This window comes from Pseudomonas sp. KCJK8993, assembly GCF_046230915.1.
Taxonomy (GTDB): domain Bacteria; phylum Pseudomonadota; class Gammaproteobacteria; order Pseudomonadales; family Pseudomonadaceae; genus Aquipseudomonas; species Aquipseudomonas piscis.
Map to the genome: position 1 here is coordinate 1 of NZ_JBJJLO010000161.1, position 11,422 is coordinate 11,422.

Here is an 11,422-nt window from a genome sequence, read left to right on the forward strand (position 1 = left end):
GCCAGGCTGGCCTTAGGGCTTGACCAGGCGGGCGTCCAGGCTGTTCTGGGCCAGGCGCTGGGCTTGTTCCCGGGTCATGCCCAGGTCGGTGTACAAGGCATGGAAGTTCTCGGTGACATAGCCGCCGAAGTAGGCCGGGTCATCGGAGTTGACCGTCACCTTCACCCCGCGTTCGAGCATTTCCAGGATGTTGTGCTGGGACATGTGATCGAACACACAGAGCTTGGTGTTGGACAGCGGGCAGACGGTCAGCGGAATCTGCTCGTCGATGATCCGCTGCATCAGCCGCTCGTCCTCGAAGGCCCGAACGCCATGATCGATGCGCTGGATCTTGAGCAGGTCCAGGGCTTCCCAGATGTACTCCGGCGGGCCTTCTTCGCCCGCATGGGCCACGGTCAGGAAACCCTCGGCGCGGGCCCGGTCGAACACCCGCTGGAACTTGCTCGGCGGATGGCCCATCTCGGAGCTGTCCAGGCCCACGGCGACGAAGGCTTCGCGAAACGGCAGGGCCTGGTCGAGGGTCTTCTGCGCTGCTTCTTCGCTCAGGTGGCGCAGGAAGCTGAGGATCAGGCCGCTGGTGATGCCCAGTTGCTGCTCGCCATCCTTCAGGGCGCTGGCGATGCCGTTGAGCACCACTTCGAAAGGCACGCCACGGTCGGTGTGGGTCTGCGGGTCGAAGAAGGGTTCGGTATGGATCACGTTCTGTTCTTTGCAGCGCAGCAGGTAGGCCCAGGTCAGGTCGTAGAAGTCCTGGGAGGTGCGCAGCACGTCGGCGCCCTGGTAGTACAGGTCGAGGAACTCTTGCAGGTTGTTGAAGGCGTAGGCCTTGCGCAGGGTCTCGACGTCGCTCCAGGGCAGGGCGATCTTGTTGCGCTCGGCCAGGGCGAACAGCAGCTCGGGCTCCAGGGAACCTTCCAAGTGCAGGTGCAGTTCAGCCTTGGGCAAGGCGTTCAGCCAGTCATACATGGTGTTGTCTCATCAGGTGCGGGAGCGGCGAGAAGCCTGGGGCCGGGCGGTGCCCTTCCGTGGGGCCTGGCCATTGGCTCGCGGTGCTCGCCGGGTGCGAAAAAGCCGCCATTCTACAGTGGACGGCGCGAATGTCCGATAAAACCTGACCGAGGGCGAGGAGGGGCTTCACCTGCACTCGGGCACGAGTATGTAACGAAACATTAGTGACTCGCAGCAGTCTTCAGCTCATCTTCTATGTCCGTTTTTATTTCCGTCAAAGGACTGCAATGCTCACTTCCCTCAAGCAAGAAAAGCTCCTGCTGCTTGCGCTACTGGCTGCCTTGGCCGCCTATCCCCTGGAACACCTCTTGCTCACCAGCGGCCAGGGCATCGCGCTGCTCGCCGGGCTGGTGCTCATCGGCTTCATCGTCGTGGCTTCGATGCGGGTGGCCCATCACGCCGAGCTGCTGGCGGAAAAGGTCGGCGACCCCTATGGCACCATGATCCTGACCCTGGCGGCGGTGCTGGTGGAGGTGGTGATCCTGGCGATCATGATGAGCAACGAGGCTTCGCCGACCCTGGTGCGCGACACCATCTATTCGGCGGTGATGCTGGATATCAACGGCATCCTCGGCCTGGCCGCGCTGATGGGCGGCATCAAGCATGGCGAGCAGCCCTACAACGACGATTCGGCGCGGACCTACAGCGTGATGATCCTCACCGCCATGGGCGTGTCGATGGTGGTGCCGGAGTTCATTCCCGAAAGCGACTGGAAGGTCTACTCGGCCTTCACCATCGGTGCGATGGTGGTGCTCTACACCCTGTTCCTGCGCATGCAGGTCGGGCCTCATAGTTACTTCTTCAGCTACAGCTACCCGGAAAAGCGCCGGGCCAAGGAAGACCAGGCGCAACCCCATGCGGTCAACCTGGCCTGGAGCATCGGCGCCCTGGTGTTGGGCGTAGTGGTGATCGGCGCCCTGGCCGAGGTGATGTCCAAGACCCTGGACCTGGGCCTGGAAGGCACCGGCGCACCACCGGTGATCACCGCGATCCTGGTGGCGGCGATTTCCGCTGCGCCGGAGATCCTCACCGCGTTGCGCGCGGCCCTGGCCAATCGCATGCAGTCGGTGGTCAACGTGGCCCTGGGTGCCTCCCTGTCGACGGTGATCCTGACGGTGCCGGTGATGGAGGCCATGGCCCTGTATACCGGCCAACCGTTCCAGATGGCCATGACGCCGGTGCAGACGGTGATGGTGTTCATCACCCTGATCGTCAGCGCGATCAACCTCAACGATGGCGAGACCAACGCCATCGAAGGCATGACTCACTTCGTGCTGTTCGCCACCTTCATCATGCTCTCGCTGCTCGGCCTTTAAAGCGGCTGTGCCGACTGGATGGCGCAGCGAAAGCTGACGCGGGGGGCGCTCCAGGCCGCGTGTGCCCCCAATGCCAACGACGCACGGTGCTGGCCGAAGGCGAGAAGGTCGGGTCGTTGGCAAACTCGTTGTTCGCTCCAGTTGCGCCCGATAAATGCCGGTTTGCGGCCACTGCGGGTTCTCCACGGGCGATTCGCGATAGCAGTGTTTGTCGTACCAATCGTTGACCCATTCGCTGGCATTGCCGGTGAGGTTGTAGAGGCCCAGGGGATTGGGCACGAACCGGTCCACGGCGAGGGATCTGCTCCCTCGCCGCTGGAGGCATGGGTCAGGTATTGGCGATCAGTTGCCGGGCCGCCTGGCTGTGATCGGCGATCAGGCCTTTGAGGTCCAGCCCTTCGACTTGGCCATCGAGTACCCGCCACTTGCCGCCAATCATCACCCGGTCGGCCCGATCCGCACCGCACAACAGCAGTGCCGAAACCGGATCGTGGCTACCCGAGAAACGCAGCTCATCGAGCTTGAACAAGGCCAGGTCCGCCTGTTTGCCCACCGCCAGTTCACCGATGTCGGTGCGGCCCAGCAGGCTTGCCGAGCCCCGGGTCGCCCAGCCCAGTACGCGCTCCGGGGTGATCGTCTCGGCACCGTAGCGCAAGCGCTGGATGTACAGCGCCTGACGCGCTTCGAGGATCATGTTCGAGGCGTCATTGGACGCCGAGCCGTCCACGCCCAGGCCGAATAGCGCTCCCGCGTCGGTCAACTCGATACTGGGACAGATGCCGGACGCCAGGCGCATGTTCGAACTCGGGCAATGGCAGATGCCGGTGCCGGCCTGCCCGAGGCGGGCGATTTCGTCCGAGTTGAAGTGGATGCCGTGGGCCAGCCAGGTGCGCGGGCCGAGCCAGCCGACGCTGTCCAGGTAGTCCACGGTGCGCAGGCCGAAGCGCTGCAGGCAGAAGTCTTCTTCGTCGAGGGTTTCGGCCAGGTGGGTGTGCAGGCGTACGTCCAGGGCCTCGGCCATTTCGGCGCTGGCGGCCATGATCTGCGGGGTCACCGAGAACGGCGAGCAGGGTGCCAGGGCGATCTGGATCTGCGCGCCGGGACCACGTTCGTGGTACTGCTGAATCAGGCGCTGGCTGTCGTCGAGAATCACCTGGCCCTCCTGCACGGTCTGTTGCGGTGGCAGGCCGCCGTCCTTTTCGCCAAGGCTCATCGAACCGCGGGTGAGCATGGCGCGCATGCCCAGTTCACGCACGGCTTCGACTTGCACATCGATAGCGTTTTCCAGGCCGTCCGGGAACAGGTAGTGATGGTCGGCGGCGGTGGTGCAGCCGGAGAGCAGCAGTTCGGCCAGCGCCACCTTGGTGGCCAGGGCGAGTTTTTCCGGGGTCAGGCGGGCCCAGACCGGGTACAGGGTCCTGAGCCAGGGGAACAGCGGCTGGTTGACCACCGGGGCCCAGGCTCGGGTCAGGGTCTGGTAGAAGTGATGGTGAGTGTTGACCAGGCCCGGCAGCAGCACGTGCTCGCGGGCATCGAAGACTTCCTGGCAGGGGCTTGCGGGCTGTTGGCCGAGGCCGAGGACTTCGACGATCAGGCCGTCTTGCAGCACCAGGCCGCCGCGGGCGTCCAGGGCGTTGCCGGTGAAGATGGCCAGGGGATTCTTTAACCAGGTACGGGTCGCAGGCATGGTGGCCGGCTCCTCTGAAAGTGGGTTCAGGTTAGCCAGCTCAGTGTTGCCCTGTCTGCTGATCCAGGGTCGCCGTGGGGCGCGTGGCGCAGTCTAGCGAAAGTTTTGCCGGGGGACAAAACCGCTGTCCGGGGCCCGGTTCCAGAGCCTTTGCCGAAGGTGGCCGCAGGTTGTGGCGGCGGCCACCTGCTCCGGGGTTACCAGGGAATGGTCTCGCCCTTGTAGTTGATGAAGTGGTGGCCGCCCTTGCCGGTGTAGGCGTTGACCTGGGCGATCAAGCTGCGGGTGCTGGTCAGCACGTCGATGTCGGCGCCTTCGCCGCCCATGTCGGTCTTGACCCAGCCCGGGTGCAGCGAGAGCACGGTCAGTGGTTGTTCGAGCCTGCTGACGAAGCTGTTGGTCATGGAGTTCAGGGCCGCCTTGCTGGCCTTGTACAGCGCCAGCTCGGGAGCGTCGGGCATGGTCACGCTGCCCAGTACCGAGCTCATGAACGCCAGGACCCCGGTATTGGGGCGGATCTGCTCGACGAAACGCTGGGCCAGGTTGATCGGCGCCACGGCGTTGGTGAAGAACAGCTGGCCGACCTCGGCCTGGGTGGCCTGGCCCGGCAGTTGGTTGTCCGGGCCCTTGACCCCGGCGTTGACGAACAGCAGGTCGAACACCTGGCCCTTGAGTCTCTGGCTCAGGGCGAGCACGGCGTGCTGGTCGTCCATGTCCAGTTGTTCGATCCGCACCTTGCCCAGGGCGTGCAGGGCCTCGGCCTTGTGCGGGTTGCGCACGGTGGCGGTGACCTGCCAGCCGTCTTCGAGCAGGCGCTGGACCAGGCCGAGGCCCAAGCCCCGGGAGGCGCCGATGATCAGTGCGGTTTTTGCCGTGGACATAGTCAGGCTCCTTGATGAATGAAGATCACGGATTCAGTGGACAGGCCTGCCGAGCCTTGTTGCAGCTCGCGGCGCAAATGGTCCCGTTCGTTGAGGCGGGTTTCGGTCAGGTCGAGCTTGCCTTGCAGCAATCGCGCGACGGCGTGGTCCGGCTGGGCGTTGCGCTGTTCATAGACGCGCAGGGTATCGCGGTTGCCGGTGCGGGCGCTGGCCAAGTCTCCAATGCGCATAGGGGGGACTCGAAGGGGGTTGACCCTGGAGCATACTCTAGGCTTTAGCCTGCGCGCTCCTTTAATCCATGGAGCGATGATTATGTGGTCGAACGCGCAGTACCGAAAATTGGTCCGGGCCAGCGGCTGGTATGACCTGTTGGTCACTATGGCCTTTGTGACGCCCTGGAGTTTCATGGCCTTGCATGGGCTGCTGGAGCAGTTGGCCCTGGCGCTGGATCTGCCAGGGCGGTTGCCGCCATTCGAGCCCATGCATCTGCTGCTGGCCAACTTGATGGGATCGATCGTCTGCGTGTGGTCGCTGTTGCGGATTCGCGATCCTCAACGGGCATTCGGTCGTTATGACGCACTGGGTCGCATCCTGTTCGCCACCTGGCAGGTCTATGCCCTGGCCCAGGGGGCCACGGTGCTGATCGGCGTGTTCCTGTTCTTCGAACTGGCCTGGTGCGTGGCCCAGCTGTTGCCAGTGCGTGCCGATAGCCATGGAGGCGAGCTGCCGCCGGCATCTTTGCCATAGTGAAGGCGAGGTTGGATAAAAAGTAAGCAGCTGCGCCCAGGCCCTGCGCAACCTGCGGTGCGCGCAGCCTTGCACGGGTTATCCACAGCTTGCTCCACAGTATTTGTGCGCAAGCCCGAAGCTTGGGCATAAGCATGGCTGGCTTATCTTCCAAGCGTGATAAGCCCAGCTAACTGGCTGTTTTACGGTACAAAAAATCCACAGTGGGAAGTTTTGTACGAAAACTGATCAATCTCGGCGAAGCCACGTTGCAAAAGGGCTACAGCGTTGTTTGCTCAGGTTATCCACAGCCGGGTGCACAGTAGATGTGGGCAATTGCCTAGACGCCGAGTGTCTATGCACAGGCCAGGCATGCAGGTTCAACGTTGCAGCATGATGCGTCCGCGACTCAGGTCGGCCAATTGCCGTTGCAAGGGGGCGATCTGCTCTTCACCCAGGGCCAGTTGCAGATCCACGCCGTTGGCGGTGAAGTCCTCCTGGACCAGCAACCCGCCCAGTTCGGCGACTCGCAGCTTGACCAGTGCCAGTTCGCTGAACCCGCAGGTGCAGCGCAACGGCACTCGGTTGACCAGGGCGATGCGTTCGGCGCCTTGCAGGCATTTGTTGGCGCCACCGCCATAGGCCCGGGCCAGGCCGCCGGTGCCCAGCTGGATACCGCCGTACCAGCGGGTCACCAGGACTGCTACCTGGTCGCAGTCCTGGGCTTCGATGGCGGCCAGGATCGGTCGTCCGGCCGTGCCGCCGGGTTCGCCGTCGTCATTGCTGCGGTACTGGTCGGCCAGCTTCCAGGCCCAGCAGTTATGCGAGGCATCGGCGTCGCTGTAGGCCTGGATGAAAGCCTGGGCCTCGGCGGCACAAGTGATGGGGGCGGCGAAGGTGATGAAGCGGCTTTTGCGAATCTCCTCGCGGTATTCGCAAAGGCCGGCCAGGGTAAAGGGCATGGGGTTCAGGCTTTTTCCACAGGTGACAGGCCGCAGCCTTTGAGAATGATGCACAGCAGATTGTTGGTGGCGGCTTCCATGTCTTGCTTGGTCAGGCGGCTGCGGCCGGTGACCTGGCAGATCTGGGTGGCGAAGTCGGCATAGTGCTGGGTGCTGCCCCACAGCAGGAAGATCAGGTGCATCGGATCCACCGGGTCCATCTTGCCGGCGTCGATCCAGGCCTGGAACACACTGGCCCGGCCCTGGAACCAGGCGCGGTAGTCCTGGCTGAAATATTCACTGAGGCATTCACCGCCGCTGATGATCTCCATGGCGAAGATGCGCGAGGCCTGTGGCTGGCGCCGGGAAAATTCCATCTTGGCGCGGATGTAGCGGGTCAGCGCCTCGGCGGGATCGTCCTCGGCGGTGAGGCTGTTGAAGGTGCTGTCCCACTGCTCGAGGATGTTGCTCAGCACCGCGACGTACAACCCCAGCTTGTTGGTGAAGTAATAGTGCAGGTTGGCCTTGGGCAGCCCGGCGTTCTGCGCGATGGTGTTCATGCTGGTGCCTTTGAAGCCGTGGCGGGCGAATTCGTCTTCGGCGGCCTGGATGATGGCACGTTCGTTCTTCTGGCGGATGCGGCTGGTCGGTTTGCCTGGGTGGGCAGCGCTGTGGGCAGGGACTTCAAGGGTCATGGAGGTTTCCGAGCGAGTCTGTAGGGGGCAGCCTGTGCGTTGATAGCCTACCCGGCTTGAACAGACAAGCCTTGGTGCGACAAAAGCCAGCGGCTCATCGGGTGGCCGCCAGGCTTTCCAGGAAGCTTTCCAGTACCAGGTGCGGACGCCGGCCCTTGCGGGTGACGGTCGACAGGTTCAGGTCGTAGAACCTTGACCTGGGCTTGAGCGCCCGTAGCCGGCCCTGCTGTACCCACAGACTGGCGTAGTGATCCGGCAGGTAGCCGATGTAGCGCCCGGTGAGGATCAGGAAGGCCATGCCCTCGCGGTCGGAGGCGCTGGCGGTGCAGTTCAGCGCCTGGTAGCGGGCCTGGATCTCGGCCGGCAGGCGGAAGGTCGGAGCAATGGCTTCCTGGGCGTTGAGGCGCTGATCGTCCAGTTGCTTGTCATCCACATAGAACAATGGGTGGCCGACCGCGCAGTACAGCAGCGAACGTTCGTCGTACAAGGGTTGGTATTCCAGGCCGGACAGGGCGCTGGCCTGGGGCACCACGCCGACGTGCAGGCGGCCATCGAGCACCCCTTGCTCGACCTCGCTGGGGGCGATCATGCGGATCTGGATCTGCACGTCCGGGCCGCGTTCCTTCAATTGCGCCAGGGCGTGGGTGATGCGCATGTGGGGCAGGGTCACCAGGTTATCGGTGAGTCCGATGATCAGCTCGCCGCGCAAATGGCGGTGCAGGCCGTTGACCTCGGTACGAAAGCTTTCCAGGGCGCTGAGCAGTTGCAGGGTCGACTGGTAGACCTCGCGGCCTTCCTCGGTCAGGGAGAACCCGGCGCGCCCACGTTGGCACAGGCGCAGGCCGAGCCTTTGCTCCAGGTCGCTCATCTGCTGGCTGATGGCCGAGCGGCCGATGCCGAGCACCGTCTCGGCGGCGGAAAAACCGCCGCATTCCACCACGCTGCGAAAGATGCGCAAGAGGCGGATGTCGAAGTCGCTGACTTGCGCCAGTGGGTCGGCTCTATGAAGGCTCATAGTTTAGTAGGCGGCTGACTGAAGGTTATTAAAGTTGAATTTCATCGACTTTATAGCCGTGGCAAGTTAGCCGCAACAACGCTGCATCATTCCTACGCCGCTTCATTGCCTTGCGAGGTTTTGCCATGAACATGCCGGAAAACGCCCACCAGTCCCTGGCCAGTCAGCTCAAGCTCGACGCCCACTGGATGCCCTATACCGCCAACCGCAACTTCCAGCGCGACCCGCGCCTGATCGTTGGCGCCGAGGGCAGCTGGCTGGTGGATGACAAGGGGCGCAAGGTCTATGACTCGCTGTCCGGCCTGTGGACCTGTGGCGCCGGCCACTCGCGCAAGGAGATCCAGGAGGCGGTGAGCAAGCAGTTGGGAACCCTGGATTACTCGCCGGGCTTCCAGTACGGCCACCCACTGTCGTTCCAGCTGGCGGAGAGAATCACCGCCCTGACCCCGGGCAACCTGAACCATGTGTTCTTCACCGACTCCGGTTCCGAATGCGCAGATACCGCGGTGAAGATGGTGCGTGCCTACTGGCGCCTGAAAGGCCAGCCGACCAAGACCAAGATGATTGGCCGGGCCCGTGGTTATCACGGCGTGAACATCGCCGGCACCAGCCTGGGTGGGGTCAATGGCAACCGCAAGCTGTTCGGCCAGGCCATGGCGGATGTCGACCACCTGCCGCATACCTTGCTGGCCAGCAACGCATTTTCTCGCGGCATGCCGGAGCAGGGCGGTATCGCCTTGGCCGACGAGTTGCTGAAACTGATCGAATTGCATGACGCTTCCAACATCGCCGCGGTGTTCGTCGAGCCGTTGGCCGGTTCCGCTGGGGTACTGGTGCCGCCACAGGGCTACCTCAAGCGCCTGCGGGAGATCTGCGACCAGCACAGCATCTTGTTGGTGTTCGATGAAGTGATCACTGGCTTTGGTCGTACTGGCGCGATGTTCGGCGCCGACAGCTTCGGCGTGACGCCGGACCTGATGTGCGTGGCCAAGCAGGTCACCAACGGCGCGATCCCCATGGGCGCGGTGATCGCCAGTTCCGAGATCTACCAGACCTTCATGAACCAGGCGACTCCCGAGTACGCGGTGGAATTCCCCCACGGCTACACCTATTCGGCGCACCCGGTGGCCTGTGCGGCTGGCTTGGCGGCCCTGGATCTGCTGCAGAAGGAAAACCTGGTGCAGAGCGTGGCCGAGGTCGCGCCGCACTTCGAGAAGGCCTTGCACGGTATCAAGGGCGCGAAGAACGTGATCGACATCCGTAACTTCGGCCTGGCGGGGGCGATCCAGATCGCGCCTCGCGATGGCGACGCGATCGTGCGTCCATTCGAGGCGGGCATGGCCCTATGGAAAGCTGGGTTCTACGTACGCTTCGGCGGCGACACCCTGCAGTTCGGCCCGACCTTCAACAGCAAGCCCCAGGATCTCGACCGCTTGTTCGATGCAGTTGGCGAAGTGCTGAACAAGCTCGACTGATCCGATCCTTCTTATATAGCAGCAGGCGCGAAGTGGTTCGCGCCTGTGCCTTTCCTCTTTCCAGGAGTTTGCGCATGAGCCTGATTTCCCACCTGATCCATGGTGAGTTGGTAAGTGATAGCGGTCGCAGCAGCGATGTCTTCAACCCGTCCACTGGCCAGGCGATCCATAAAGTGCCGTTGGCCAGCCGTGAGACCATCCAGCAGGCCATCGATTCCGCCAAGTCGGCATTTCCGGCCTGGCGCAATACACCGGCAGCCAAGCGTGCCCAGGTGATGTTCCGCTTCAAGCAATTGCTGGAGCAGAACGAAGCGCGTATCGCCCAGCTGATCAGCGAAGAACATGGCAAGACCCTGGAGGATGCCGTTGGTGAGCTCAAGCGCGGTATCGAGAATGTCGAGTACGCCTGTGCGGCGCCGGAAATCCTCAAGGGCGAGTTCAGTCGTAACGTCGGGCCGAACATCGATGCCTGGTCCGACTTCCAGCCGCTGGGGGTCGTGGCGGGTATCACGCCATTCAACTTCCCGGCCATGGTGCCGTTGTGGATGTACCCGCTGGCGATTGCCTGTGGTAACTGCTTCATCCTCAAGCCTTCCGAGCGTGATCCCAGCTCCACGCTGTTGATCGCCCAACTGCTGCATGAGGCCGGGCTGCCCAAGGGCGTGCTGAATGTGGTGCATGGCGACAAGACCGCGGTGGATGCGCTGATCGAGGCTCCGGAGGTCAAGGCCCTGAGTTTTGTCGGCTCGACGCCGATCGCCGAATACATCTATGCCGAGGGCACCAAGCGCGGCAAGCGCGTCCAGGCGCTGGGCGGGGCGAAGAACCACGCGGTGCTGATGCCGGATGCCGACCTGGATAACGCCGTCAGTGCGCTGATGGGCGCGGCCTATGGTTCCTGCGGCGAGCGTTGCATGGCGATTTCGGTTGCGGTGTGCGTGGGAGACCAGGTGGCTGATGCCCTGGTGGCCAAGCTGGTGCCGCAGATCAAGGCGCTGAAGATCGGTGCCGGTACTTCCTGCGGCCTGGACATGGGGCCACTGGTCACCGCCCAGGCAAAGGACAAGGTCAGCGGTTATGTAGAGGACGGTGTGGCTGCCGGCGCACAGCTGGTGGTGGATGGCCGTGGCTTGAGCGTGGCGGGTCACGAAGAGGGCTTCTTCCTGGGTGGCTGCCTGTTCGATCGCGTGACTCCGCAGATGCGTATCTATAAAGAAGAGATCTTCGGGCCGGTGTTGTGCATCGTGCGGGTCAACAGCCTGGAAGAGGCCATGCAACTGATCAACGATCATGAGTATGGCAATGGCACCTGCATCTTTACCCGGGATGGTGAGGCTGCACGCTTGTTCTGCGACGAGATCGAAGTGGGCATGGTGGGGGTCAACGTACCGCTGCCGGTGCCAGTGGCCTACCACAGCTTTGGTGGCTGGAAGCGTTCGCTGTTCGGCGACTTGCATGCTTATGGCCCCGATGGTGTGCGTTTCTACACTCGCCGCAAGGCCATTACCCAGCGCTGGCCGCAGCGGGCCAGCCATGAGGCTTCTCAATTCGCTTTCCCTAGCCTTTAAGCAGGATGCTGTCCGAGGCCGGCCCGAGAGGACCGGTCTTGGCATTCATGGGCTTTTTTGATTGATGTGACAGATTTATGAAAATAAGTGTTGACGGCGAGTTTAATGTC

At 63.0% G+C, this 11,422-nt stretch carries 11 protein-coding genes and 1 pseudogene; 4 read left to right on the forward strand and 8 right to left on the reverse strand.

The window, feature by feature from the left end; all coding sequences use genetic code 11:
• Positions 1-12: 12 nt before the first annotated feature.
• A complete protein-coding gene (locus ACK6AU_RS29815; protein WP_185697631.1) occupies positions 13-966 on the reverse strand; it encodes an adenosine deaminase in 954 nt (317 codons plus the stop codon).
• A gap of 269 nt (positions 967-1,235) precedes the next feature.
• Between ACK6AU_RS29815 and ACK6AU_RS29820 the strand changes: the two genes are divergently transcribed.
• Positions 1,236-2,324 carry a calcium:proton antiporter gene (locus ACK6AU_RS29820; protein ID WP_185697632.1) on the forward strand — a complete coding sequence of 363 codons (1,089 nt, stop codon included), beginning with the start codon at positions 1,236-1,238 and terminating at the stop codon, positions 2,322-2,324.
• Between the two features lie 219 nt (positions 2,325-2,543).
• On the opposite strand, the pseudogene ACK6AU_RS29825 reads toward ACK6AU_RS29820, so the two are convergent.
• The 4 genes and pseudogenes from ACK6AU_RS29825 to ACK6AU_RS29840 all read right to left on the reverse strand — a co-directional run.
• Positions 2,544-2,615 (reverse strand): annotated as a pseudogene (locus tag ACK6AU_RS29825) (SUMF1/EgtB/PvdO family nonheme iron enzyme); the annotation flags it as partial.
• 37 nt (positions 2,616-2,652) lie between these two features.
• Positions 2,653-4,011: an 8-oxoguanine deaminase gene (locus ACK6AU_RS29830; RefSeq protein WP_409303219.1), complete on the reverse strand. Its 1,359-nt coding sequence runs from the start codon at positions 4,009-4,011 to the stop codon at positions 2,653-2,655.
• A 197-nt stretch (positions 4,012-4,208) separates the two neighbouring features.
• Positions 4,209-4,892, reverse strand: coding sequence for an SDR family oxidoreductase (locus ACK6AU_RS29835; RefSeq protein WP_409303221.1), 684 nt, complete (start codon positions 4,890-4,892; stop codon positions 4,209-4,211).
• Between the two features lie 2 nt (positions 4,893-4,894).
• Positions 4,895-5,122: a hypothetical protein gene (locus ACK6AU_RS29840; protein ID WP_409303223.1), complete on the reverse strand. Its 228-nt coding sequence runs from the start codon at positions 5,120-5,122 to the stop codon at positions 4,895-4,897.
• An 82-nt stretch (positions 5,123-5,204) separates the two neighbouring features.
• Here ACK6AU_RS29840 and ACK6AU_RS29845 point away from each other — a divergent pair, with 82 nt between their 5' ends.
• Entirely contained in the window at positions 5,205-5,639 is a 435-nt protein-coding gene (locus tag ACK6AU_RS29845; protein ID WP_409303225.1) for a hypothetical protein, read from the forward strand.
• 359 nt (positions 5,640-5,998) lie between these two features.
• Here the strand turns inward: ACK6AU_RS29845 and ACK6AU_RS29850 are convergent, their stop codons facing one another.
• The 3 genes from ACK6AU_RS29850 to ACK6AU_RS29860 form a co-directional block, all read right to left on the reverse strand.
• Complete coding sequence (locus tag ACK6AU_RS29850; RefSeq protein ID WP_409303227.1) at positions 5,999-6,580, reverse strand: IMPACT family protein; 582 nt, start codon at positions 6,578-6,580, stop codon at positions 5,999-6,001.
• Positions 6,581-6,585: 5 nt separating this feature from the next.
• Positions 6,586-7,254 (reverse strand): TetR/AcrR family transcriptional regulator, encoded by a 669-nt coding sequence (locus ACK6AU_RS29855; RefSeq protein WP_409303229.1) that lies wholly within the window; start codon positions 7,252-7,254, stop codon positions 6,586-6,588.
• A 94-nt stretch (positions 7,255-7,348) separates the two neighbouring features.
• Entirely contained in the window at positions 7,349-8,269 is a 921-nt protein-coding gene (locus ACK6AU_RS29860; RefSeq protein ID WP_185697638.1) for a LysR family transcriptional regulator, read from the reverse strand.
• Between the two features lie 125 nt (positions 8,270-8,394).
• On the opposite strand from ACK6AU_RS29860, the gene ACK6AU_RS29865 reads away from it, so the two are divergent.
• Both ACK6AU_RS29865 and ACK6AU_RS29870 read left to right on the forward strand, forming a co-directional pair.
• The gene (locus ACK6AU_RS29865; RefSeq protein WP_185697639.1) at positions 8,395-9,744 is read left to right on the forward strand and encodes an aspartate aminotransferase family protein; all 1,350 of its coding nucleotides are present in this window, start codon (positions 8,395-8,397) and stop codon (positions 9,742-9,744) included.
• Positions 9,745-9,818: 74 nt separating this feature from the next.
• The gene (locus ACK6AU_RS29870) at positions 9,819-11,312 is read left to right on the forward strand and encodes a CoA-acylating methylmalonate-semialdehyde dehydrogenase (RefSeq protein ID WP_152899181.1); all 1,494 of its coding nucleotides are present in this window, start codon (positions 9,819-9,821) and stop codon (positions 11,310-11,312) included.
• The last annotated feature ends 110 nt before the right edge of the window (positions 11,313-11,422 follow it).